This window comes from Vreelandella halophytica, from assembly GCF_968193635.1.
Genome location: NZ_OZ309107.1, coordinates 1923247 through 1948981 on the forward strand (window position 1 = coordinate 1923247; position 25735 = coordinate 1948981).

A 25735-nucleotide genomic window follows, 5' to 3' on the forward strand; every position below is an offset into this window, starting at 1 on the left:
CGTCTACACGTACTCTATCGCCTCACGCTATTTCGCTGGCCTGGGTTAGGAAAGGACACACATGCAACGATACCGTCAGCGATTGGCCATCCCCGTCGCGCTGTTGGCAGCAACGCCGTTTTTGACGCTTAGCCCCATGGCGCGCGCGGTAGAAGCCGCCATTAGCGGCGTCACCGGGCCGGTACAAGAGAACGTTGACGCTTACCTGCAAAACATCGACGAAGAGCGCTATACCGACGTGCGCCTGGAAGGCGAGATCCGTCAGCGCGCCCAGGAAGCCCTGCGGGTTTTTGGCTACTACGAATCCGAGATCAACGTCGACGTCGATCAAACCCCGGTGAGGGTACGAATCGAGCCGGGCCCGGCGGTACGCATCGACACCCTGTCGATCGATATCCAGGGCGAAGCCAAGGACGACCCGACGTTTCAGGCGGCGCTGGACGCCTTTCCGCTCAGCGAAGGCGACGTGCTCAATCACGCCCCCTGGGACGAACTAAGCTCCGATTTCTCGGGCCTTGCGATCGAGCGCGGCTACTTCGACTGGGGCTTTACCGACCGGCGTATGGAAGTTCGCCCTTACCTTGAAAGCGCGCGACTCTACATGGATTTCGATAGCGGGCCACGCTATCAGTTCGGCAATACCGTCATCGTGGGCAGCCATATCCAGCCCGACCGGCTGCGTCAGATGCGCGGCTTCGAGACCGGCGACCCTTATCTGGCGGAATCCGTGGCTCGTTATAGCCAGCGGCTGGGGGAAACCCGCTGGTTTAGCTCGGTCACCGTGCGCCCACGGCTGCAAACCGCCCAGGAGCTGGTGATTGCACCAAGCGGCGGCGGGTCGCCCTGGTTCGACTCGGCCACCGCCTCCCAGCCCCAGCGCCCGCGGCTTTCCAGCGCGGCGTTCGCGAGTGCACTAAGCCTTGGCCAGCCGGGCAATAACCGCCTGCCGATCGACGTAACCGTCGAGCCTGCCGACCGCCACCAGTTCGAAACCGGTATTGGTTATGCCACCGATGTCGGTCCCAGGCTGCGTTTTGGCTGGCAGCAACCCTGGATCAATAGCCTGGGCCACAGCCTGAACCACGACCTTTACATCTCCGGGTCGGATCAGCGCTTTACCGGGGTGTATAACATCCCCCTGGAAGACCCGATTCGCGACAACTACCGGCTCCAGTACGGGATCCGTAACCGTGACGATAATGACACCCAGTCGATCGAAGGCACCATCGAGTTCGCCCGGCGCTGGGAGTTCGAAAACCGGTGGGTTCAGACACTTTACTTGCGTACCACCTACGAAGACTTTACCCAGGGCGGGCTCTCCGACGAGGTCTGGCTTTACTATCCCGGCATTCAATGGTCACGTACGCGCACCCGGCCCGAGCGATTCCCGCTTTGGGGCGACCGCCAGCAGCTCTCGGTGGAGTACTCGGATACCGCCTGGGGGTCGGACGCTCGCTTTGCCCGCGTGACCGGTGATACCGAGTGGATCCGTACCCTCAATGCGGACAACCGCTTCATAGCGCGACTCAGCGTGGGCGCTACCGAAACCGACGACTTCGACAAAATCCCGCCCTCGCTGCGCTTTTTTGCCGGCGGCGACCGCAGCGTGCGCGGCTACTCCTACGAGAGCCTGGCGCCGCGCAGTGAAGACGGGCTGCTACGCGGGGGCCAGCAAATGCTGAGCTCGACGCTCGAGTACCAGCGCCGGGCGACCGGCAACTGGTGGGGCGCTGCCTTCGTCGATAACGGCAACGCCTTCGACGACTGGGAAGCCGACGACCTGAAAACCGGGGCGGGCCTGGGCGTTCGCTGGGTATCGCCGGTCGGCCCCATTCGTTTTGACGTCGCGCATCCCTTCGACGATGACGACAACGATTACCGCTTACACTTCTCTATCGGCCCCGAGTTCTAGGAGCGCATTTTGGCAGACGTCGCAAAGAAAAAGCCGCGCAGCAAAAAGCGGCTCTCTTCTAGAACCCGCACCCGCTTGGCCATTTGGAGCCTGATCCGGCTTCTAATCCTCGTGCCGCTGTGGCTTTTTGGCCTGGTCGCGCTGATTTTGGGGACGGCGCTTTCTCCCTGGGGCACGGCGCAGATTTTCTCCCAGGCGGAGAAGCGCGGCTATATCAGCTTCGAGTCGCAGTCCGGGGAGCTGCTCGACGAATTCACACTGCAAGGCTTTCGCCTGAACATCGGCGCGACCCGGGTCGCCATCGATGACCTGGAACTTCGCTGGGCGGACGACTGCCTGCTGTCCGGGCGGCTATGTATCGACACGCTGCGCGCCGACGGGGCGGATATCCGTATCGGCGCGAGTGACGATGAAACGCCGCCGCAAGAGAACCAGCAGCCGCTGCGCATTACGCTGCCTTTTCCCATTGAACTTCGCGAACTGGTGCTGAATGACACCGCGGTGACGTTGGGGGATGGCACGCGTATCACGCTGGCGTCATTGACCAGCGCCACCATCGCCGAAGGACAAAGCGTGCGTTTGGCGCCGACCGAGCTAAACCAGCCTCGCGTCTATTTGCCCCCGACCCAAGGCGTGCGGCTCACCCAGAATACCGACACACCGCTCGAGGCCACCGGCATCGACGGGGCGATCGCCGTTCACGCGCCCCGGGATGAACGAGAGGCAACCGAAGACGAAGGCGGCGGGGTGCTGGTGAGCGAACAAGGGCGAACGCAGCTGCCCGATATCACGCTCCCCATCGATGTCATCGTCGAAGAACTCGCCATCAACGACTTCGCCCTCGAAGGCGCCTTCGACTACCAGGTCGAGCGGCTCACGCTCGTGGGCTCGGTGGTCGAACACGATGTCGCGATCGATACCTTCTACGTGCTCACCCCGGACGCCGAAGTCGATCTTGCGGGCACTATCCGCCTGGCGGAAAGCTATCCCCTCGATCTAAACCTGGACACCACGCTTTACCTGCCCGAACGCTTTCCCGAGCTTAGCGGTAATACGCTGTCGCTTTCACTGTCCGGCTCGCTTGCCGAACTAAGCGGCGAGCTCGACACCGAAGGGCTGGTCAATGTCGTACTCGATGCAAGCGTGGACGTACTCGACCCACGCTTTCCCTTCGATGTGCGCCTGCAAACCGAGCAATTGCAGTGGCCACCCACGCCGTCGGCAGACAGCGACGCCGAGCCCTTGACGGTGGAGAACCTGGATCTTCGCGCCAGCGGTAACCTGGAAGCGTTCACAGTGGTGCTCGACGCCGACGGTATCGAGGACACCAGGCTCGAAGCGCGTGTCGATCTTGACGATCCGACGTATCCGTTCGACCTGCGTCTACGAAGCGAGCGGTTCCAATGGCCGCTGATCGGTGCAGACAACGCCGAAACCGACCCTATCGTCGTACAGAATCTGGATCTGCACGCCAACGGCGACCTGGAGGCGTTCACGGTAGTGCTCGACGCCGATGGAATCGAGGATACCCGTCTCGAGGCACGCATCGATATCGAGGAGGCGAACTACCCGTTTACCGCTCGGCTTCAAAGCGAACGGCTACAGTGGCCCCTGATCGCCCCGGAAAACGCCGACACTGCCCCCTGGGTCGTGCAGAATATGGACATGCGTGCCGAGGGTGACATCAACGCTTACACACTAGCGTTGGATGTGGACGGCCAGGGGCCGGAGGTGCCGCTTTTATCGCTGAACGTAGAAGGCAGTGGCGATACCGGCTCTTTTAGCTGGTCATCCCTTGCCCTTCGAATCGATGAAAGCCGGTTGGCAAGCCAGGGGCGGGTCAGTTGGGCCGACGCCATTGCGCTGGATACGCGGATTCGGCTGGATAACTTCGACCCCTCGCACTTCGTCGATGACCTCAACGGCTCGCTCGATGGAGATATCGAACTGGGCGTGCTTCAGCAGGGCAGCCGCTGGCTGATCGACCTGCCCGAACTCTCGATCGGCGGCGAACTCCAGGAGTATCCACTGACGCTGCAAGCCGCGCTGACCGCCAATACGGACCTGGAAGTCGATATCGACGAGCTGCTCTTTACCCAGGGCGAGAACCGTCTTACCGCCCAGGGCCAGGCAAGCCAGCAGGCGCTTTCGCTGGATGCGGACATTGCGCTCACCCAGCTGCAAACCCTGCATCCGGAACTTGCCGGCCGGTTGACCGGCGATATCCAGGCGCGGGGTAGCCTCAACGAGCCACGCCTCAACGCCGCGCTAACCGGTGAGGGCCTGCGCTTTGCCGACAACGCCGTCGAGCGGTTGACGCTCAACGCCGATGTCACCGGTATCGACGACCCGCGTCTGGACGTCGATTTAGCGCTCGACCGGGTAATCGCCGGCGGCCAAACCTTCGAGCGCCTAAACCTGGCCCTGGACGGGCGGCTTTCTCAACATACGCTGGCCTTCGATGCACAAGGCGGCGACGGCGCGATCATGAGCCGCGCCCAGCTGCGCCTGGCAGGGCGCTTCGATCAGGCAGACCAGCGCTACCAGGCGCAAGTAACACCGCTCGAGATCGACTCCGAGGCCGGCAACATCCGCCTCGAGAGCCCGCTCGATGTGCGCTACAACCTGGCCAACGGCCAGGCGCGGCTAACCCCGTTCTGCTTGCGCCGGCTGGAAGGCGGACTGGTCTGTTCCACGGAGACGATCAATGCCTCGGCGGATCAAGGCCAGGCCGCCTTGACCGTGCGCGAAGTTCCCATGGAAATGCTCGAGCCGTTCTTGCCCGACGACTGGCGTCTTGAAGGTGACACGACGGCGGACCTGGGTCTTTCCTGGCGTCAGGGTGGGGCGCGCTGGCAGGCGAATGTCGAACTGTTGAGCGAGCTGGCCATTACCGCGATCAACGACTTTGGCCAGCCGGTTCAGCTGCCGGTCATCGACCTGGACGCCCAGATAGAGGCCAACCAGTCGCTGGCTAACGCAAACGTCGTGCTTTCGCTTTCAGAAGCCGGCCGGCTCGCCCTCGACCTTACCGTTAACGACCCGATCGGCCAGGGCGGGCTCAACGGCGAGCTGCGCGCCAGCAACGTCTCGCTCGAGCCTTACCTACCGATGGTCGCGCAGCTCGACCAGTTACAGGGTGACCTGAACGGCAGCGTTCAAATCGGCGGTACCACGGCTCAGCCGGATCTCCAGGGCACCCTTGCGCTGCGGGGCGTTCGGGCGCGCGGCCCGGATATCCCGCTGGATATCGTGGATGGCGAGCTGGCCCTGCGCTTCGACGGCGGTCAGGGCTCCATCGACGGTTTCGTCGCCGCCGAGCGGGGCCGGCTCAATATCACCGGCGATGCCTACTGGCCCGAGGACGAGCAGTGGCGCATGGGCATCGATCTAAACGCGGTTCAGGAGCCGTTACTGGTGGTGCTTCCCCAGTTCGGCCGTCTGGAGGCCGCGCCGGATATTCGTATTCGCATCAACCCGGAGCTTCTTCAGATACGCGGTAACGTGGACATCCCCTGGGCGCGACTGGAAATCGGCCGACTGCCGGCCTCCGCCATTAGCCCAAGCGGCGATGAAATCATCATTACCGAGCGCCAGGACCGCGAAGCCGAGCGCATTGCCCAGCTTCGAGCCGCCAACGGCGAAGGGCCCAGCAGGACCGACGAACTCGCCCAGACCGGTATCGAGCTCGATATGCTGATCTCTCTGACGCTTGGCAGCGATATGCAGCTAGCGGCCTACGGGCTCGAGTCCGGGCTATCCGGCGGCCTCGAAATCCGTCAGGATAACGGCATCCTGCAACTGTTTGGCGAGGTGAACCTGGTCGACGGGCGTTTCCAGGCCTTTGGCCAAGACCTGCTGATTCGCCGCGGCCAGTTGATCTTTAGCGGCCCGCCGGGCCAACCGGTGCTCGATTTCGAAGCGATTCGTAACCCGGATGTGACCCAGGACGACGTGATCGCCGGGCTTAGAGTCACCGGCACCGCCGACGAGCCCAATGTCGCGATCTTCTCGGAGCCTGCCATGCCGGAAAGCAGCGCGCTCTCCTACGTACTGCGTGGGCGGGCGCCGGATTCTTCCGGTGGCGGCGTCGACAGCGCCTTGACCACTGCGCTCATCGGTATGTCGCTTGGGCGTACCGGTGGCGCAGTCGGCTCGATTGGTGAAGCCTTCGGCATCAACGATCTGGCACTCGACACCACCGGGGCCGGCGACGACAGCCAGGTCGCCCTGAGCGGCCAGCTCACCGACGACCTCCGCATTAGCTACGGCGTGGGAATTTTCTCGCCGATTGCGGAACTAACGCTACGCTATACGCTTTGGCGTAATCTTTACGTACAGGCGGTTACCGGTACGAGTCAGGCGGTGGATCTGATCTACACCTTCTCGCGCCAGGGCTCGCCCAGCATATTCCCACGGCAATAAGAGGTGGCCATGACACTTTTTTCCAGAACTTCGACATCACTGCCAGGCCGTGATCAGCCGCTCGAGACAAGCGATGTTCACGCCGTCAACGGCCAGTCGATCAAGGCGCCGTTTCCCGAAGGGTACGATGAAATCGTGCTGGGTATGGGCTGCTTTTGGGGGGTAGAGCGTCTGTTTTGGCAAACCCCCGGCGTATTCGTCACCGCCGCAGGCTACGCCGGCGGCGAGACGCCAAACCCCACGTACGATGAAACCTGCACCGGGCGCACCGGCCACACCGAGGTCGTGCGCGTGGTTTATGACCCGGCCAAAGTGACACTTGCCACGTTGCTGCAGATCTTCTGGGAAGGGCACGACCCGACCCAGGGCAACCGCCAGGGCAATGATATCGGTAGCCAGTATCGCTCGGCGATCTTCACGACCAGCGAGGCCCAGCTCGAGCAGGCGCGTCAAAGCGCCGAGGCGTTTCAAGCCGCGCTCGACGAACACGGCAAGGGCGAAATCACCACCGAGATTAGGCCGCTGGACACGTTCTACTACGCCGAGGGCTATCATCAGCAGTACCTGGATAAAAACCCGGGAGGCTACTGCGGGCTGAAAGGTACTGGCGTAACCTGCGCCATTGGCTAAGCTGGCTTCATCGTTCGACCGTTAAGGGCTCACCCCCTTCAAACGACGCTTTAACCGCTCGCTCAGACTCCCTTTGAGCGGGCGGCTTTCGTTATACCGTCAAATTTCGTTATACAGTCAAGTAGCAAGGAGTCCCTATGTCAGCGCAGGCTGAGTTCGATTACGACCTGTTGGTCATCGGCGCCGGTTCCGGCGGTGTACGCGCGGCGCGCACCGCCGCCGCCCAGGGTGCCCGGGTGGCGATTGCCGAAGACCGCTACCTGGGCGGCACCTGCGTCAACGTGGGTTGTGTTCCCAAAAAGCTCTACGCCTACGCCTCGCACTTTCGCGATAGCTTCGACGATGCAGCCGGCTACGGCTGGCACTTACCGGTAACGCCCACCTTTGATTGGCCGACGCTTCGCGACAATAAGTCCAGCGAGATCAAGCGGCTCAACGGTATTTACCAGCGCCTGCTCGAAAACGCCGGCGTGACCCTCTATAACGCCCGGGCCTCGGTCGTCGATGCCCATACCGTCTCGCTTGGCTCGGCCAAGGGCGATAGCCTGGTCAGCGCCAAAAAGATCCTGGTGGCCACCGGCGGCTGGCCCTGGGTGCCGGATTTCCCGGGAAGCGAGCATACGATAACCTCCAACGAGGTGTTCGACCTCGACACGTTTCCTCAGCGCTTTCTGGTGCTCGGCGGCGGCTATATCGCCGTTGAATTCGCGAGTATCTTCAACGGGTTGGGCAGCGAGACGCATCTAATCTATCGCCAAGAGCTCTTCTTGCGCGGCTTCGATAACGAAGTGCGCGAATTTACTCGCGACGAGATGAAGAAGAAGGGCGTCAATCTACATTTCTCTGCCAATATCGAGCGTATCGACAAACAAGAGGATGGCCTCAAGGTCAGCCTGACCACCGGCGAGACACTCATCGTCGATACCGTGCTGGCCGCCACCGGGCGCAATGCCAATATCGAAGGCCTGGGCCTCGATAAATTGGGTATCGCGCTCAATGAAAGTGGCAAAATCACGGTCAACGAGCGCTTTGAGACCAACGTGCCATCAGTATTGGCGCTAGGGGATTTGATCGATAGCCCGGAGCTGACCCCGGTCGCCATTGCCGAGGCGATGCAGATTGCCGAGATCCACTTTAGCGACTCGACCCCCGAGCCTTTGGACTACGAGCACGTGCCCACTGCGGTGTTCTGCCATCCCAATATCGGTACCGTAGGGTTGACCGAAGAGGCCGCTCGGGAGCGCTTTGCCCATATCCGCGTGTATCGCACGGATTTCAAACCCATGAAACATACGCTGTCAGGAAGCGACGAGCGCATGCTGATGAAGCTGGTCGTGGACGACGCAAGCGACGTCGTGGTCGGCGCCCATATCGTAGGCGAAGATGCAGGCGAGCTGATCCAGAACGTGGGCATTGCGGTGCGCGCCGGGCTCACCAAGAAGGATTTCGACCGTACCCTGGGGGTTCACCCCACGGGCTCGGAAGAGCTTGTCACCATGCGTACACCGTCGCGCACGTAACGTCCAATACCTCAATGAAACGTCAGTCAATCAAAGCGAGCGAAAGCTCGCTTTTTTTTACCACTTTTTTGAAGTTGGACTAAGCTTTTAACGGCCAGCTCTTATGGGCAACGTCTGCATAATCGCGCCATATATAATTAAAAATTATCAAACAGGGAGAAAAGCATAATATGCATTTTGAGTTATTAATAATTCGCTGTTATAGTAGAGCCCGAATTCGCAACGGCGAAGTAACACCATGAGCATGCCTTCAACATCTTTTACGCCTTCTTTCGACCTTGCCAGACCCACCGTGGCCGATGCGGTAGTGGGGAGCGAGCAGATGCCGCTCTACATTCGCAAGCCCAACGCCGACGACGGCTGGGGTATTTATGAGCTGGTCAAAGCCTGCCCGCCGCTCGATGTGAATTCCGCTTACGCTTACCTTTTGCTGGCGACCCAGTTTCGTGACACCTGCGCGGTCGCCACCAATGAAGAGGGCGAAATCGTGGGTTTCGTCTCGGGTTACGTCAAGGACAACGCCCCGGACACGTTCTTTCTATGGCAGGTGGCAGTGGGTGAAAAAGCCCGCGGTACCGGTCTTGCCCGGCGGCTGATCGAAGCGATCATGTCCCGCGAGGATCTGGGCGCTGTACACCACATGGAAACCACGATCACCCCGGACAATCTGGCGTCCTGGGGGCTTTTCCGGCGCCTGGCCGCACGCTGGCAGGCACCGCTCAATAGCCGTGAATACTTTTCGACCGAGCAGCTCGGTGGCGAACACGACCCGGAAAACCTCGTACGTATCGGGCCGTTTCAAACCGACAATATCGTTTAACTGGAGATCGCTTAGCCGTTACTCGATTGCTCGAGTAAGCCCTTGAAAATTCATTTAGCCGTCTCAAGGTTCTGAGACAGGTCATTCTCTGAAAGGGAGGTCAACATGCAGACCCAAACGCTCGAACGTATGGAATCCAATGTGCGTACCTATTCGCGCTCGTTCCCGGTGGTGTTCACCAAGGCGAAAAATGCGCGTTTGACCGATGAAGAAGGGCGCGAATACATCGATTTCCTCGCCGGTGCCGGTACGCTCAATTACGGTCACAACAATGCCCACCTCAAGGAAGCGATGATCGACTATCTTTCGTCGGATGGCGTGGTGCATGGCCTGGATATGTGGACGGCCGCCAAGCGCGACTACTTCGATACGCTGAACGAGCTGATTTTCAAGCCGCGCGGGCTCGACTACAAAGTACACCTGCCAGGCCCCACGGGCACCAACGCCGTCGAGGCAGCGATCCGCTTGGCCCGCGTTGCCAAGGGCCGCCACAACATCGTGACCTTCACCAACGGCTTTCACGGCGTCACCATGGGCGCGCTTGCCACGACCGGTAACCGCAAATTCCGCGAAGCGACCGGCGGCATCCCCACCCTGGGCGCAAGTTTCTTGCCCTACGATGGCTACATGGGCGAGCACGCCGACACGCTGGATTACTTCGAGAAGCTTCTGGGCGATAAATCCGGTGGGTTGGATATCCCGGCGGCGGTCATCGTCGAAACCGTGCAAGGCGAGGGCGGTATCAACGTGGCGGGCCTCGATTGGCTCAAGCGTTTGGAAAGCATCTGCCAGGCCAACGATATTCTCCTGATCATCGACGATATTCAGGCAGGCTGCGGGCGGACCGGCAAGTTCTTTAGCTTCGAACATGCGGGTATCAAACCCGATATGGTGACGAACTCCAAGTCGCTTTCTGGTTTCGGTCTACCGTTTGCTCACGTATTGATGCGCCCGGAGCTCGACCAGTGGAAACCGGGTCAGTACAACGGTACTTTCCGTGGTTTCAACCTCGCCATGGTCACGGCGACGGCGGCGCTTAAAAAGTACTGGTCCAACGATACCTTCGAGCGTGATGTCCAGCGCAAAGGACGCATCGTCGAAGAGCGCTTCCAGAAGCTGGCCAAGCGCTTGTCTGACAGTGGCATGCCGGCCACCGAGCGCGGCCGCGGACTAATGCGCGGTATTGATGTGGTTTCCGGCGATATTGCCGATGAAATTACCGCCAAGGCGTTCGAGCACGGCCTGATCATCGAAACCAGCGGCCAGGGCGGTGAAGTCGTCAAATGTCTCTGCCCGCTGACCATTAGCGATGAAGACCTCATTGCGGGTCTGGATATTCTCGAAAAATGTGTCGAAGCAGTGATCAACGAAAAAAAGTAACGCGGTAGACCCCGTTAAGCCACGCCCAAGACTGTTACGGTGGCCAAACACGGCCACCTCATAAGGAGCACATCGATGATCGTTCGCAACCTGGAAGAAGCCCGCAAGACAGACCGCCTGGTAACGGCGGAGAACGGTAACTGGGACAGCACGCGCTTGATACTGGCCAGCGACAAGGCCGGCTTCTCGTTTCACATCACCCGTATTTTCCCGGGCACCGAAACCCATATCCATTACAAGAACCACTACGAAGCCGTTTTCTGCTACGAAGGCGAAGGCGAAGTGGAAACCATCGCCGATGGCAAGATCTGGCCGATCAAAGCGGGTGATGTCTACATGCTGGATCAGCACGACGAACACCTGCTGCGCGGCAAGGAAAAAGGCATGACCGTGGCCTGTGTGTTTACACCGCCGCTTACCGGCAAGGAAGTCCATCGTGAAGATGGATCTTACGCGCCGGCAGAAGAGTGATCTGGTAGCGACCGGATCGATACGGCCAACGCAGTCGTTCAAAGGGCAGCCCGATAAGGGCTGTCCTTTTTATTGGCATGCCTTGAAGCGGGCTATTTGGAAAAGAGATAGAAGAAGCTCAACGCTAGACGCCCGTAAAGAAAACCGTGCCCTTTAGTTCGTATAATATATATTATGTTAAATCAGATATCTTGAGTTAATAAAAAACCGCCACCTTATTGGACAAGGCAGCGTACTTATTCATATTATTCCCCCCTCTTGATCGGCAAGGAATTCCCATTTTATGCGCCCAACACTTATCTGGTTGATGGCTACGCCGCTGCTTTTGGCAGGCTGTGCAGTGAACCAGCCAGAGCCAAACGAGCCCCCGCCGCTGAGCCAGGCTTCGTTTGACTCGCGCATTCAGGAGCTCGAATCGACACTCGTTCAGCAGTGCGACACCCGTTCGCTGCAAACCGAGCAGATCAGCCAGCACCAAACCCTGGTCTCCAACATGCACGAAGTGGGCAATCTGTTGCGCGTACTGCAGCGCGACGTGGCGGATATCGAAGCTCGCGGTGAAGAACCCCTGATCGTTCGCGAAGAGTGTGAGATCGAGCAGACTCAAAGCGATAAAACGCTTTTGGGACGCAGTGAATGGGTAGGCTTTCCCATGATCGGTACCTACCTGCAGGCCCGTATCGACTCGGGAGCCAGCACCTCGTCGCTTTCCGCCTCGGATATCACACGGTTCGAGCGCGATGGCGAAAACTGGGTGCGTTTCAAACTGGCGCTCAACGAGGAAGACGTAGCCGTCGAGCAGATACGCGACGAGTGGATCGAAGCACCTATTCAGCGCCGGGTCCGCATCGTTCAAGCCTCCGGTGAAGAGTCGCGCCCGGTCATCTCGCTGCTGTTGACCCTGGGGCCGATTCGCGAAAACGTCGAATTCACGCTAAACGATCGGTCGCATCTGGATTTTCCGGTGCTTTTGGGACGACGCTTCATGATGGATATTGCCACTATCGACGTGGCGCAGTCCTACATTCACGATCGGCCCGAATTTCCCGGCGGCGAGCCTGCAGACCAGGCAGCTGACGATGAAGTAGCTGATGATCAGGACGATACCGAAGAGTAACCGCTCTACCCTGTCGCTTTTCGCTGAAAGGAATCTTCATGTCACGCTTGCCCTTCTATTTGATCGTGGGTTTTTTATTGATTGCGGGGATCGCTGCCAGCGTTCACCGCCACGTCCAGTTCGAAATTCCCTGGGTGCCCGGCGAACAGCGCCAGGTATGGGAAATCGAAGCGGTCATCACCTTCAACGCCCAAAACGGCCCGGTTCAGGTCGACCTTGCGCTGCCTTCCCACCAGGCGGGATACCGCGTACTGACCGAAAACACCGCGTCATCCGGCTATGGGCTTGCCTATAGCGCCGACGAGCTGGGCCGCCAGGCGCAGTGGACGATTCGCAACGCCGCCGGTAGCCAGCAGCTTTACTACTCGGTACAGATGCTGGTATCACCGGATGCCCACGCGCCGATCCAGACTCCGCCGGGGCTTTCGACGCCTACCCCCTGGGAGTCACCCTACGAGTCGGCCGCCGAACAGATCATCGAACGCGCCTGGGCGCGCAGTGCCGATAACGCGACCTTCGCCCGCGAGCTCATCCTGGACATCAACGGCGAACGCCAGGCGGAGAACGCGCGTCTGCTGCTAACCCAGGAAGAGCCTTCGGCGCTTATCGTGCGCCTTTTGAACCAGGCCGGTGTCCAGGCGCGGGAAGTCAGCGGCTTATTGCTCGAAGACGCCCGTCGGCGTCAGTCGCTGTCTAGCTGGATTCAGGTCTTCGACGAGCCCGGTGATCAGTGGGCGATTTTCAACCCGGTTACCGGCGAGCGTGGCCGGCCGGACAACCTGCTGCTGTGGGAAACCGGCGGCCGCGCGGTGCTCGAAGTGCTGGGTGGCACCAACTCCCAGGTCAGCTTCGCGATGTTGACCCACAATCAGCCCGCCTCGGCGGCCGTGCGCAATCACCGCTCGGACAATACGCTGCTGAATTTCTCGATTCACAGCCTGCCGCTGGAAGAGCAGGCACTGTTCCAGACCATTTTGCTGATCCCCATTGGTGCGTTGGTGGTCGTGCTGCTGCGCGTGTTCATCGGCGTTAAAACCTCCGGTACCTTCATGCCGGTACTGATCGCCCTGGCGTTCATCCAGACCACGCTGCTGACCGGTCTCATCGGCTTCTTGCTGATCGTTGCCGTCGGCCTGGTGATTCGTAACTATCTGTCGTATTTGAATTTACTGTTGGTAGCGCGAGTGTCGGCGGTGATCATCACGGTCATCGCCATCATTGCCGCCTTCACCGTACTTGCCTACCGTATGGGGCTTAGTGCCGGGCTTACCGTCACTTTCTTCCCGATGATCATTTTGGCCTGGACGATCGAGCGCATGTCGATTCTCTGGGAAGAGGAAGGCCCCAAGGAAGTATTGATTCAGGGGGGCGGCAGTTTGGTCACCGCGGTACTGGCGTACCTGGCCATGAACAACCCGTGGATTCGCCACATCACCTTCAATTTCCTCGGTGTGCAGCTGATTCTGATGGCGTTCATTTTGCTGCTGGGCAACTACACCGGTTACCGCCTGCTGGAGCTTCGCCGCTTCAAGCCCATTATCGATGACGAGAAGCCGTCATGAACTGGTTAAAGGATTGGACCTGGCCCAAAAACCTGCAGAGCAAGGGCATCATCGGGATGAACCGGCGCAATATCCGCTATATTGGCCGGTACAACTCGCGCAAGCTCTATCCGCTGGTGGACGACAAGCTCCAAACCAAGTTGTTGGCCCAGCGCTATAACATCACCACGCCAGCGCTGATCGGCACGGTAGGCACCCAGTTCGGGGTCAAGCATATCGGTGCGATGCTGACCGGCCACAAAGGCTTCGTCATCAAGCCCGCCAAGGGCAGCGGTGGCAAAGGCATTCTGGTGATCGAGAACGTCGAAGAGAATGCCTTCATCAAACCCAGCGGCGCCCACCTGACGCTGACCGATGTCGAGCGTCACGTGTCCAATATCCTCTCCGGGCTCTATTCGCTGGGTGGCTCGCCGGACGTCGCGGTGATCGAAACGCTGATCAACTTCGACGAGAGCCTGATGGCCTACACCTACGAAGGCGTACCGGATATCCGCGTCATCGTCTTCAAAGGCTACCCGGTCATGGCCATGATGCGCCTGTCTACCGCGGCCTCGGATGGTAAAGCCAACCTTCACCAGGGGGCGGTCGGCGTGGGGCTCAACATTGCCAGTGGCGAGGCGCTTCGTGGCGTGCAGTTCGACCGCCCCTGCTACCGCCACCCGGATACCGGCCATGATTTGGCAAGCCTGGTGGTGCCTCAGTGGGACACCCTTTTGAACCTGGCCGCCGGCTGCTATGAAATGACCGGGCTTGGCTATCTGGGCACCGACATGGTGCTCGACCGAGTACACGGCCCGATGCTTTTGGAGCTCAATGCCCGCCCGGGCCTCGCCATTCAAATGACCAACGGCGAGGGGTTGCGCCGGCGGCTCGATTTGATCGAACGCCAACCTGAAGGTGTGGGCGCCCAGGAGCGCGTAGCCTTTGCCCAGCACCACTTTGCCCGGCAAAGCGAGCTTACCGCCTCCCCTGACACGAAGACGGCGAGCGCGTAAACTAGGCGTGTTACGTTAACCGAGTCGTTGATGATGAAAACCAGTACGCTACTGCAGCAGGCGGAATCACAGTGCATTACGCGGGGAGTGCGTTTTACGCCTATTCGCAAGCGCGTGCTCGAAATGATCGCGGACAACGGCGGCGGCTTGAAAGCCTACGATTTGCTCGACCAACTCTCGAGCGAACACGCCGCGGCCCGCCCACCCACCGTTTACCGGGCGCTGGAGTTTTTGATTACCGAAGGCTTCGTTCACCGTATCGAGTCACAAAACGCCTATATTGCCTGCGCCTGCCCGGAACATACCCACGGCTTCCAACTGCTGATTTGCCGACAATGCGGCCACGTCGAGGAGCTGCACCTGGATGCGGTTAGCGACGAACTGGCAGAGCTTGCAAGCCAAAAGGGCTTCAACGTAGAACGCCAAACCATCGAACTTCAGGGCCTTTGCGCGGCGTGCCGAAAAGAGCAGCGCATCGATTAGCCCTCCCCCGAGTCAAACGGCTCGCGCCTGAATGCATTCACTTAATACGAGTATTTATGTCCCGTTTTGACCAGATCCCGCCCAATGAGCTCTTTAAAGCGATCGAAGCCGCTACGGGCGAAGACACGCTGCCCGAGACGCCAGCGCTTTTGGACGCGGCCAAATTCAATGACGAAGGGCTGATACCGGCCATTGCCCAGCAGCACGACACCAAAGAAGTGTTGATGATGGCCTGGATGAACCGTGAAGCGTTGGAAGAGACGTTAAAAACGACGCGCGTATGCTACTACTCGCGCTCGCGCAAAAAACTCTGGCGCAAGGGTGAAAGCTCCGGCCAGCAGCAAGCGCTGGTGTCCGCCGCCTTCGATTGCGACGGCGACACGCTACTTCTTCAGGTCGATCAAACCGGCCCTGCGTGCCACACCGGGCGTAAAAGCTGCTTTTATATCGCAATCGACGCCCAAAACGCCGCGATCACCAGCGAAGCGCTGATTGACCCGGCCACCCTCTACGCCCAATAACGTGCCCGCTTTACGCGCCCTTAAAATCGCGCTGACCAGGGCGCTGGGGGCGGTCTTGATCGGTTTGGTCAAAGTGTATCAGGTAACGTTGAGCCCCCTGCTCGGCCCGCGCTGCCGCTTTTGGCCAAGCTGCTCTTCCTATACCGTTGAAGCCATAAAGGTTCATGGCCCGTTCAAGGGCGGCTGGATGGCGATCAAACGCATCAGCAAGTGCCACCCCGGCCACCCGGGTGGCATGGACCCGGTTCCTGGCGGGCGAAGCGAAGCCTTGCACGAGGCGGACCAGCGCAACGAAGGTAAAGACGCCTGCGCCGGCCACGACAAGAAGCCGAACGGTAAGAACAAAGCCTAGCCGCTTTGCGCAACCTGATAGATACGCTCGAGCATCGCGTGCAGGCCGTTGCTGCGCGTGGGTGACAAGTGTTTATCCAGCCCCAGGTCCTGAAGAAAGTGCGGCTGGGTCGCGGTGATCTCTGCGGGCGTACGCTCGCTGTAGATGCGCAGCAGCATGCCGATCAAACCCGAGACGATGGCAGCGTCCGAGGTCGCCTTGAACACCAGCTTTTCGCCATCGACCTCGTGGTTCATCCATACGTTCGACTGACACCCCTGGATCTTGTACTGCTCGGTTTGCCATTCGCCAGGAAATTCAGGGAGCTGCTTTCCCATATCGATGATGTACTGATACCGGTCCATCCAGTTATCGAACATCTCAAACTCTTCAACCAGCTCTTGCTGGGCGAGCTCGGGGCCGGGCGTGCTCATGATGCCTCCTTGGACGTCTTGAAAGATAAATCTGGCGAGCATTATAACGCGTCACTACCGCTTTTTGGGGTCGTCGAATGAATGCGGTGGCGCTGCTGCTCATCGTGCCATTCGTCGGCCTCGGTATGCAGGTAGCGGCTGGTGGTTTCAAGGCGGGCGTGGCGGGCACTCTCGGCCAGGTAGCGAAGGCTGATGCCCGACTGCGCCTGATGGGTAATCGAGGTGTGTCTCAGCCAGTGCGGCGTGGCCCGTCGCAACGTATCGACATGGGCCGGTTCGCCCTGCTCTTGCTCGAGCGCCTGGGATGCCTGTAAAAACGCCGTCTTGATCAACCGATAGAGCTGGTTGTCACTGATACTGCGTTTTTTATCCAGTGCACGCAGAAGCGGCGTCGGCTCATCGAAACCGGGCAGCGGTGAAAGGCCGAGCGCAAGGCGCCACTCTTTTAGCGCTTCGAGCATGTCCTTGGGCAGCGGTATACGCGCCCTTTTTTGCCCCTTGCCGGTCACCACCCACCACCAGCGCCCTTCTATCAGGCGAAAGTCCTCCATTTTGGCCTCGCTCATTTCGCTGATACGCGGCGCCAATAAGTAAGCAAAGCTGAAAATGAACCGCCGCCGCGCCTGCTCGAAGCGCGCCCTTGTGCTTGCGCCCTCCTCTGCTTGGTCGATCCAGCCCCAAAGCCACTGCCAAAGCGACTGCTCCAGGTAGCGCTCGACCGACGTCGTCTGATTATTGAGCCGCCGTGATTTATCGCGCATCAAGCGAAACGGGTTATGCGCAACCCACCCCGCCTCGACCAGCCAGCTATAAAGCCCTTGAAGAATGACCAGGCTCTGGCGGCGGCTGGCCGGTGAAAGCCCGGCGCGAAACGGACGCCAGTCCGGGCTGGAGCGCGGCGCGCCGGGCCCGACCCAAAAGGATGCAGGCTGCGGGTTTTCCAGAAACGCCTCGAAGGCGCGAAGCGCCTCGCGATCCAGCTCATTCAAGCGCCTACCGATGCTGTCGAGCCAGAGCAGCAGCCGCTGCGCTTCGCGCCGGTACGCCTTGAAGGTCTGGGGGCTTTCGCGATATTCGGCAAGCCAAAGCCCCACCGCCTCGGCGTCGCTTGCGGCCTCGATGCGCGCGCCGCTAGCAACGCGCTCGACACCTCCTAAAACTTTTTCTAATTCAATATCTTGACTAACCAGCAGCCCGTCATCGCTCACGCCGCCCTCCTGTTTGTTTACCCCTCACCCCGAATTCTGACGAGTAAGCTATAAAAATTCAAGATAATACGTGTAATCTTGAATTTTACAGCCTATTCGTAAATAAAATTACATATTACGTTTTACGTAATTATTGTATTAACCAGCACACTAAGCCAAAATGGCCGCTTCACCGACCATCAGGATCGACACCATGGCGCGTAGCGGCATTCAGTACAGCGACGTTCAGCAGGCAATCGACACGCTGCTGAGCCAGGGCGACAACCCCAGTGTTCAGCGCATTCGCGAGGTGCTGGGTACGGGCAGCTTTACGACCATCAGCGAGCACTTTCGCCAGTGGCGCAGTGAGCGCGAACAAAACCGTGACGTACCGCCGCCCAAGGGCGTACCGGAAGTCGTCGTGAATACGGCGAGTGAGCTGTGGCGCGAGGCCCAGGACGTCGCCAACCAGGCGCTGGTCCACTACCGCGAAGACGCCAGTCGGCAGGTAGACGAAGCCAAGGAAGCCGCGGAGCGCGCCGAGCAGAACGCGCTGGATGCCCAGCAGCGCGAGAAAGCGCTGGCCGAGCACCTGCGTCATACCGAGGCGCGACTTGAAGCACTGAGCCGCGAACTCGCCACGCTCGAGTCGAGCCAGGCCCAGCTGATCGAGCAGGCAACGCGCGCTGAACAGCAGACCGAGCGCGCCCAACACGCCAATGCAGAACTCGAACAGCGTTATCAGGCGCACCAGGAAAGCGCCCAACAAGAGCGCCAGGCAATGCAAAAAAGCTGGGAGCAGCGCCTGGCTCAGGAAGAGGAGCGCAACGAGGCCTCCGAGGGCAAACTGATGGCCCTACTGGATACACTCAGACAAGAGCGCGCTCAGGAAGAGAAAGCGCACCAGAAGCGGCTCGGTCAGCAGGAGCAAAAGCGCACTACGCTCGAAGAGGAGCTTGCGCGCAAGCAGGAAGCTCTTCAGCAGCAGAGCCTGGAGGCGCGCAGCGCTAAAGAACACCTGGCGCAGCTTGAAAAGGATAAACGCGCCTTGAGCGAGGACAATGCCGAGCTCGAGCAACGCCTGCAGCAGAGCCAGCAACAGCTGGAGCAGAGCCGCGCCCAGGCAAGCGATGCCAACGCATGGCAGCGCTCGCTCAACGAACAGATCCAGGCGCTTCATCAGCAGCTAAGCACCCTGCCGCAAACGCTCACCGCGGCGCAAAAGGAGAGTGATACAAAAAAGCCACCTCGCTAGGAGGTGGCTCTGCTTTCTTATCAGGTCAGCGCGGCGCAGGCCGACTTCTCCCGGCGCCCCGTTTGCTCAGGTCTGGGGCTTGGGGGCTTCGTCCTCTGACTCCTCGGGCTGCTCCCAAGAGCCTTCTTCGGTCCAGGGGTCGTTCTCCGGAAACTCTTCGATATTGATCTCCGGGTCGTTGTAATCCGGCTGATAGCGCAAATCGTACTTGGCGGCGCGCACCATCGAGACCATCAACAGCACCGCGATCAACAAAAGCGGCACCCCGCTGACGATACTCGCCGTCTGCAGCGTCTCGAGACCGCCCAGAAACAGCAGCGACATGGGCAAAAACGACAGCGTGAACGCCCAGAACAGGCGATGAAAACGCCCCGGCTCTTCTTCGAGATTCTTCTCCGCCGCCGAGGAGAGAATGTAGGCGATGGAGTCGAAGGTGGTGGCCGTGAAGATCGAAAGCAGTATCACCACCGCCAGCGTCACCAGCCAGGTCAGCGGAAGCTCACCCAGCACCGCGTAGAACGCCGCGTTAGCGGAGCTGTCGTTCATGATCTGAATGACGTCCAGGGCACCGCTTAGCTGTAGGTAGAGGCCGTAATTGCCCAGGATGATGAAAAACAGCGCGCAGCCAAGTGAGCCGAAGAACATGGAACCTGCCACCATGGTCTTGATGCGCCGCCCCTTGGAGATTCGCGCGATGAACAAGCCTACCGTCGGCGCAAAAACGAGCCACCAGGCCCAATAGAACACCGTCCATGTCCGGGTGAAGCCGGTTTCCTCGAAGCCACCTAGTGAGCCAAAGGGCTCGGTCCAGGTCGCCATACGCACCAGGTTACTCAGCATCAAACCAATGGAGTTGAGCCCGGTATCCAGAATGAACACCGTGGGCCCCACGATCAGGATGAACGTCAAGACGCCCAGGCCCAGCCACATGTTGATGTCGGACAAGAGCTCGATTCCGCCCTTGAGCCCGCGCCAGGCACTGATGGCAAAAAGCGCCGTGGTACCGATCAGTACCAGCACCTGACTGGCCGCGTTGGGTGTAAAGTTGAAAAGATTACCCAGCCCTTCGTTGATCAACGGCACCAGAATACCCAGCGAGGTCGCGCCGCCGCCCAGCATGCCGAAGATGAACAGTATATTGATGATATTGCCAAGCCAGCTACGCGCGAGCTTTTCCCCCAGCACCGGGCGAATCGCCTCGCTGATGCGCAGTACCTTGTGCTTGCGCACGTGGAGGAAGTACGCCATGGGCAGCGCCGGCACCAGATAGATCGACCAGGCCACCGGCCCCCAGTGGAACATGCCGTAGGTGGCCGCCCAGGCGGTGGCCTCATCAGAAAATGGCTCGAGTCCGAAGGGCGGATCCTGCAAGTAGTACATCCATTCGACCATGCCCCAGAACACCACCGCCCCGCCGATACCCGCGGCGAACAGCATCGCACCCCAGGAAAGCAAGGAAAACTCTGGCTCGGTATCGATATCGCCGAGCTTGATCTGGCCGATATCGCTGAACACGATATAGAGCATGAACCCGAGCGAGGCGATCCCCATGGTCAAATAGAGCATGCCGAAGGTGCGTGAGACGAACTCCTGGGCCGCCATTACCCAGACCCGGCCCATCTCCGGGAAGATAATGAGCGGAAGCGTCACCAACAGCAAAAGCCCCAAAGAACCGAAAAAGATCGGCTTGTGAATATTGGATAACATCGATGGCTTATTAATGATCCTGTCCCCCGGACGTTCTAGTATCGTTATTGATGATGGGACGTAAGTCGTACCCTCCTATTCAAATATGTCATCAGCCGATGTTTTACAAATTTTTTACGCTGTAAAAGCGTTGATCAAGGGTTAAAAGGCGCTGTTGAGACCAGCCGTTTGCTTAAAAGCCCCCACAAAAAAAGCGCCCCGCGAATGCGGGGCGCCTTTGGGTTTAACGCTTGCTAAGAAGCCCTGGGGCGCTCGTTAGTAGTAGGCGTTGGTCGTATCCGTATGATCGGTCACATCGCGGATGCCGGCAAGCTCGGGGATGCGCTCGACCAGGGTCTTTTCTACCCCGTCTTTCAGGGTCAGATCCACCGCCGCGCAGCCCTGGCAGCCGCCACCGAAGGCAAGTACCGCTACCTTTTGCTCGGTGAGCTCGATTAGCTTGATCTCACCACCGTGAGCGGCAAGCCCCGGGTTGATTTCGCTGTAGAGCACGTAGTTGATACGGTCTTCCAGGGGGCTGTCCGCATTCACCTTGGGCATCTTGGCGTTGGGCGCCTTGATGGTGAGCTGGCCACCCATGCGGTCGGCGTTGAAATCGACCACCGCTTCTTCCAGAAACGCGAGGCTGTTCTTGTCGAGAAACACGTTGATTTTCTCGAGTTCCAGCTTAACATCACTGGGCTCTTCTTCGCCGGGACGGCAATAGGCCAGGCACGTTTCCGCGTAGGGTGTACCGGGCTGGGTAATGAAGATACGCACCGCAATGCCATCCACGTTTTGCTTTTCCAGCAGTTCCGCGAGATAGCCTTGGGCGCTATCGGTAATATCAATGCCGGGCGCTTCGATAGTCGTGGTCATGAGCGATCTGTTCCTCCTGTGGTAGCGGCGAGGCCGCTTCACATGTCATTTGTGTCCATGGTAAGCAAAACCGCCTGCCGACACAATCCCGACTATTTTAGTAAACTATTCCGTCGAACGCATTTCGTTTTGGCTTATAAGCCTGTGAGCACTTCAAAAATGCGGCCAGGCGGCGAGGAAGATTACGCTCTTGACGTTCACGGTGCTGCCCCGCTCTTGACCGTTTGATATGATGAAGCCCCTTTGCGCCAATCCCCTTGATTGCCCTGCTGGAGACTCCCCCTCGCCATGGCTTTACGTGATATGACTGCGTCGCTGACCCAACGCCTCTCCCAACACATCCTGCTGCTGGACGGGGGGATGGGCACCATGTTGCAAAACGCGGAGCTCAGCGAGGCGGAGTTTCGCGGCGAGCGCTTTCGCGACTGGCCGTCGGACCTGAAAGGCAATAACGACCTGCTGGCGCTGACGCAAGCCGAGCTGGTCGCGCGCATTCACCGCGACTATCTCGAGGCCGGCGCAGACATTCTCGAGACCAACACCTTCAACAGCACCCGCCTCTCCCAGGCCGACTACGGCATGGAAGAGTTGGTCGTCGAGCTCAACCGCGAATCCGCGCGGCTTGCGCGTAAGGTCTGTGACGACGTCTTCGATGAGACCGGCGTACCCCGTTTTGTGGCCGGCGTGCTTGGCCCGACCTCGCGCACCGCCTCGCTCTCGCCGGACGTCAACGACCCGGCCAAGCGTAACGTCACCTTCGATGCGCTGTATGAAAACTACTATGAGGCCGCGGCCGCGCTGATCGACGGCGGCGCCGATCTGATCATGATCGAGACGATCTTCGATACGCTCAACGCCAAGGCAGCGATCTACGCGTTAGAGGTGCTGTTCGAGGATCTCGGACGGCGCCTGCCGGTGATGGTCTCGGGCACGATCACCGACGCCTCGGGCCGCACGCTGTCGGGCCAGACCACCGAAGCCTTTTGGAACTCGGTGCGTCACGCCAACCCGTTTTCCGTGGGCCTCAACTGCGCCCTCGGCGCGGAAGAGCTTCGTCCCTACGTCGAGGAGCTCTCCAACAAGGCGGATACCTTCGTCTCCGCTCACCCCAATGCGGGCCTGCCCAACGAGTTCGGCGAGTACGACCAAACCCCGGAAGAGATGGCCGCCATTGTCGGCGAATTCGCCAAAAGCGGGCTGGTCAATATCATCGGCGGTTGCTGCGGCTCGACGCCGGAGCACATCCGCGCCATTGCCGATGCGGTACGCCCCATGGCGCCGCGCCAGGTGCCCAGCCGCGACAGGGCGTGTCGGCTTTCCGGGCTCGAACCGTTCAACATCCAGGCGGATTCGCTGTTCGTCAACGTCGGCGAGCGCACCAACGTGACAGGCTCCGCGCGCTTCAAGCGCTTGATCGTCGAGGAGGACTTCACCACCGCGCTGGAAGTAGCGCTGGAGCAGGTCGAAAACGGTGCTCAGGTGATCGACATCAACATGGACGAAGGGATGCTCGAATCCCAGGAGGCCATGGAGCGGTTTTTGAACCTGATCGCCGGCGAGCCGGACATTGCCCGCGTGCCGATCATGATCGACTCCTCCAAGTGGGAAATCATCGAAACCGGGCTCAAGTGCGTGCAGGGCAAGGCGGTGGTCAACTCGATCTCGCTGAAAGAAGGCGAAGCGATCTTTCGCGAGCAGGCCACCAAGTGCATGCGCTATGGCGCGGCGATCGTCGTCATGGCCTTTGATGAAGAGGGCCAGGCGGACACCTTCGCGCGCAAGACCGAAATCTGCGAGCGGGCTTACCGCCTGCTGGTCGACGATATCGGCTTTCCCGCCGAGGACATCATTTTCGACCCCAACATCTTCGCCATCGCCACGGGGATCGAGGAGCACAACAACTACGCGGTGGACTTCATCGAGGCGTGCCGCTTCATTCGCGACCACCTACCCCACGCCATGATTTCCGGCGGTGTGTCGAACGTGTCGTTCTCGTTTCGGGGTAACAACCCGGTGCGCGAGGCGATCCACTCGGTATTTCTTTATCACGCGATCAAGAACGGCCTCTCCATGGGCATCGTCAACGCTGGCCAGCTCGCGGTCTACGACGACCTACCCGCGGAGCTTCGCGAAGCGGTCGAAGACGTGGTGCTCAACCGCCGCGAGGACGGCACAGAGCGCCTTCTAGATATCGCCGATAATTACAAAGGCGACGGTAGCGGCGCCACCAAGAAAGAAGACCTCGAGTGGCGCAGCCTCCCCGTCAACAAGCGTATCGAGCACGCCCTGGTCAAGGGCATCACCGCCCATATCGAGGACGACACCGAAGAGGCCCGCGCCCAGGCCGAGCGCCCGATCGAGGTGATCGAAGGCCCCCTGATGGACGGTATGAACGTGGTGGGGGATCTCTTCGGCGCGGGCAAGATGTTTCTGCCCCAGGTGGTGAAGTCCGCCCGGGTCATGAAACAGGCGGTGGCGTATCTCATTCCGTATATCGAGGCGGAAAAAAGCGGCGACACCCAGGCCAAGGGCAAGATCGTCATGGCCACGGTAAAAGGCGACGTACACGATATCGGCAAGAACATCGTCGGCGTGGTACTTCAGTGCAACAACTACGAGGTGATCGATCTGGGCGTGATGGTCCCCGCCGAGAAGATCCTCAAGGCCGCCGAAGAGCACAACGCGGACATCATTGGCCTTTCCGGGCTGATCACGCCGTCCCTCGACGAAATGGTGCATGTGGCCAAAGAAATGCAGCGCCGCGGTATGGATCTGCCGCTTTTGATCGGCGGGGCCACTACGTCGAAAGCGCATACCGCGGTGAAGATCGAGCCGCAGTACGCGCACCCGGTGATCTACGTCACCGACGCCTCCCGGGCGGTGGGTGTAGCCGGGCGGCTTTTGACCCCGAGCCTCAAGGGCGACTACGTTCAGAGTATTCGCGATGAGTACGAGGTGGTGCGCGAGCGAAATGCCAAGCGCCGCCCCAAGGCGGCGGATCTCGACTACACTCAGGCGCGCAAACGCCGCTTCAAGACCGACTGGAACGAGACCACGCCGGTCGAGCCGTTAAAGCCCGGCATTACCGTGTTCGAGAACTACGACCTTTCGGAGCTGGTCGAGCGCATCGACTGGACGCCGTTTTTCATGAGCTGGCAGCTGGCGGGCAAGTACCCGAAAATTCTCAACGACGAGGTAGTCGGCGAGGCGGCGCGCAGCCTCTTCGAGGACGCCAGAGCGATGCTCGATAAGCTCCTCACCGAGGGACATATTCACGCCCGCGGCGTGATCGGCCTGTGGCCTGCCAACAGCGTCGACGACGACGTGATCGAAGTCTACGCTGATGAGAGCCGCGAGGAAGTGGTCGAGCGCCTTCACCATATTCGCCAGCAAACCACCAAGGGCCGCGACGGCCTCTGCTATAGCCTGGCGGACTTCATCGCCCCGAAGGAGAGCGGCAAGCACGACTGGATCGGCGGCTTTGCGGTGACCACCGGCCACGGCGTCGACGAACTCTCCAAGGCGTATGAGAAAGCCGGCGACGACTACAACGCGATCATGGTGCAGGCGCTGACCGACCGGCTGGCCGAGGCGTTCGCCGAGCGACTCCATGAGCGGGTACGCAAGGAGTTCTGGGGCTACGACAAGGATGAGGCGCTCGACAACGACGCCTTGATTGCCGAGAAGTACCGCGGCATTCGCCCTGCTCCCGGCTACCCCGCCTGCCCGGACCACACCGAAAAGGCGACGCTGTTCAAGCTTTTGAACGCACCTGAAAACACCGGGCTGGCGCTGACCGAAAACTTCGCCATGTGGCCGGCGGCGGCGGTCTCGGGCTGGTACTTTGCCCACCCGCAGTCGAAGTACTTCTCGACCGGAAAAATCACCCGGGACCAGGTCGAGGCACTCGCCGCACGCAAAGCGATGACCCTCGGTGAGCTCGAGCGCTGGCTATCGCCGGTGCTCTCCTACGAGCCGGGCCAGGAAGAGCAAAAGGCGAGCTAAAAGTAATGCGCCGGTTTTGCATTCCGGCGCCCTTTTAAATAGCCTTTAACGATAAAAAGATAATTATATATTCTTTCATAGAATATACCGATCTGCGTTAAGGTGACGGCAACCTACCGTCC

19 protein-coding genes are annotated in these 25735 nt (G+C 59.8%); 15 read left to right on the forward strand and 4 right to left on the reverse strand.

Going from position 1 to position 25735, the window contains the following annotated elements; genetic code table 11:
* Nucleotides 1-61 precede the first annotated feature (61 nt).
* The 13 genes from tamA (at nt 62) to yidD (ending at nt 16188) form a co-directional block, all read left to right on the forward strand.
* The gene (tamA, locus tag ACWHXT_RS09040; RefSeq protein WP_447957994.1) at nt 62-1912 is read left to right on the forward strand and encodes an autotransporter assembly complex protein TamA; all 1851 of its coding nucleotides are present in this window, start codon (nt 62-64) and stop codon (nt 1910-1912) included.
* A gap of 9 nt (nt 1913-1921) precedes the next feature.
* Nucleotides 1922-6337, forward strand: coding sequence for an autotransporter assembly complex protein TamB (tamB, locus tag ACWHXT_RS09045; RefSeq protein WP_447957995.1), 4416 nt, complete (start codon nt 1922-1924; stop codon nt 6335-6337).
* 9 nt (nt 6338-6346) lie between these two features.
* Entirely contained in the window at nt 6347-6967 is a 621-nt protein-coding gene (gene msrA / locus ACWHXT_RS09050) for a peptide-methionine (S)-S-oxide reductase MsrA (RefSeq protein WP_447957996.1), read from the forward strand.
* Nucleotides 6968-7104: 137 nt separating this feature from the next.
* Nucleotides 7105-8487: a glutathione-disulfide reductase gene (gorA, locus tag ACWHXT_RS09055; protein WP_447957997.1), complete on the forward strand. Its 1383-nt coding sequence runs from the start codon at nt 7105-7107 to the stop codon at nt 8485-8487.
* A gap of 238 nt (nt 8488-8725) precedes the next feature.
* Nucleotides 8726-9307, forward strand: a complete 582-nt coding sequence (gene ectA / locus ACWHXT_RS09060; RefSeq protein WP_447926068.1) for a diaminobutyrate acetyltransferase — start codon at nt 8726-8728, stop codon at nt 9305-9307.
* Between the two features lie 105 nt (nt 9308-9412).
* Nucleotides 9413-10687, forward strand: coding sequence for a diaminobutyrate--2-oxoglutarate transaminase (ectB, locus tag ACWHXT_RS09065; protein WP_447955601.1), 1275 nt, complete (start codon nt 9413-9415; stop codon nt 10685-10687).
* A 75-nt stretch (nt 10688-10762) separates the two neighbouring features.
* Complete coding sequence (locus tag ACWHXT_RS09070) at nt 10763-11158, forward strand: ectoine synthase (RefSeq protein WP_447926070.1); 396 nt, start codon at nt 10763-10765, stop codon at nt 11156-11158.
* Nucleotides 11159-11441: 283 nt separating this feature from the next.
* Complete coding sequence (locus ACWHXT_RS09075; protein ID WP_447955602.1) at nt 11442-12275, forward strand: ATP-dependent zinc protease family protein; 834 nt, start codon at nt 11442-11444, stop codon at nt 12273-12275.
* A 38-nt stretch (nt 12276-12313) separates the two neighbouring features.
* On the forward strand, nt 12314-13837 hold the full coding sequence (locus ACWHXT_RS09080) for an inactive transglutaminase family protein (RefSeq protein WP_447955603.1): 1524 nt from the start codon (nt 12314-12316) through the stop codon (nt 13835-13837).
* On the forward strand, nt 13834-14832 hold the full coding sequence (locus ACWHXT_RS09085) for an alpha-L-glutamate ligase-like protein (protein WP_447955604.1): 999 nt from the start codon (nt 13834-13836) through the stop codon (nt 14830-14832). The genes ACWHXT_RS09080 and ACWHXT_RS09085 overlap by 4 nt, the downstream gene beginning before the upstream one ends.
* Nucleotides 14833-14862: 30 nt before the next feature.
* Entirely contained in the window at nt 14863-15315 is a 453-nt protein-coding gene (locus ACWHXT_RS09090; RefSeq protein ID WP_447926074.1) for a transcriptional repressor, read from the forward strand.
* 56 nt (nt 15316-15371) lie between these two features.
* A complete protein-coding gene (gene hisI, locus ACWHXT_RS09095; protein WP_447926075.1) occupies nt 15372-15836 on the forward strand; it encodes a phosphoribosyl-AMP cyclohydrolase in 465 nt (154 codons plus the stop codon).
* Nucleotide 15837: 1 nt separating this feature from the next.
* Nucleotides 15838-16188, forward strand: a complete 351-nt coding sequence (yidD, locus tag ACWHXT_RS09100) for a membrane protein insertion efficiency factor YidD (RefSeq protein ID WP_447958021.1) — start codon at nt 15838-15840, stop codon at nt 16186-16188.
* Here the strand turns inward: yidD and ACWHXT_RS09105 are convergent.
* Both ACWHXT_RS09105 and ACWHXT_RS09110 read right to left on the reverse strand, forming a co-directional pair.
* On the reverse strand, nt 16185-16601 hold the full coding sequence (locus tag ACWHXT_RS09105) for a SufE family protein (RefSeq protein WP_447553027.1): 417 nt from the start codon (nt 16599-16601) through the stop codon (nt 16185-16187). The two genes, yidD and ACWHXT_RS09105, sit on opposite strands and share 4 nt — an antisense overlap.
* A 41-nt stretch (nt 16602-16642) precedes the next feature.
* On the reverse strand, nt 16643-17776 hold the full coding sequence (locus ACWHXT_RS09110) for a tyrosine-type recombinase/integrase (RefSeq protein ID WP_447958022.1): 1134 nt from the start codon (nt 17774-17776) through the stop codon (nt 16643-16645).
* A gap of 226 nt (nt 17777-18002) precedes the next feature.
* Between ACWHXT_RS09110 and ACWHXT_RS09115 the strand changes: the two genes are divergently transcribed.
* On the forward strand, nt 18003-19043 hold the full coding sequence (locus ACWHXT_RS09115; RefSeq protein WP_447955605.1) for a DNA-binding protein: 1041 nt from the start codon (nt 18003-18005) through the stop codon (nt 19041-19043).
* A 66-nt stretch (nt 19044-19109) separates the two neighbouring features.
* On the opposite strand, the gene ACWHXT_RS09120 is transcribed toward ACWHXT_RS09115, so the two are convergent.
* Both ACWHXT_RS09120 and nfuA read right to left on the reverse strand, forming a co-directional pair.
* Nucleotides 19110-20750 (reverse strand): BCCT family transporter, encoded by a 1641-nt coding sequence (locus ACWHXT_RS09120; protein WP_447955606.1) that lies wholly within the window; start codon nt 20748-20750, stop codon nt 19110-19112.
* Between the two features lie 255 nt (nt 20751-21005).
* Nucleotides 21006-21608 (reverse strand): Fe-S biogenesis protein NfuA, encoded by a 603-nt coding sequence (gene nfuA / locus ACWHXT_RS09125; protein WP_447926083.1) that lies wholly within the window; start codon nt 21606-21608, stop codon nt 21006-21008.
* A 288-nt stretch (nt 21609-21896) separates the two neighbouring features.
* On the opposite strand from nfuA, the gene metH reads away from it, so the two are divergent.
* Nucleotides 21897-25613, forward strand: coding sequence for a methionine synthase (gene metH, locus ACWHXT_RS09130; RefSeq protein ID WP_447955607.1), 3717 nt, complete (start codon nt 21897-21899; stop codon nt 25611-25613).
* The last annotated feature ends 122 nt before the right edge of the window (nt 25614-25735 follow it).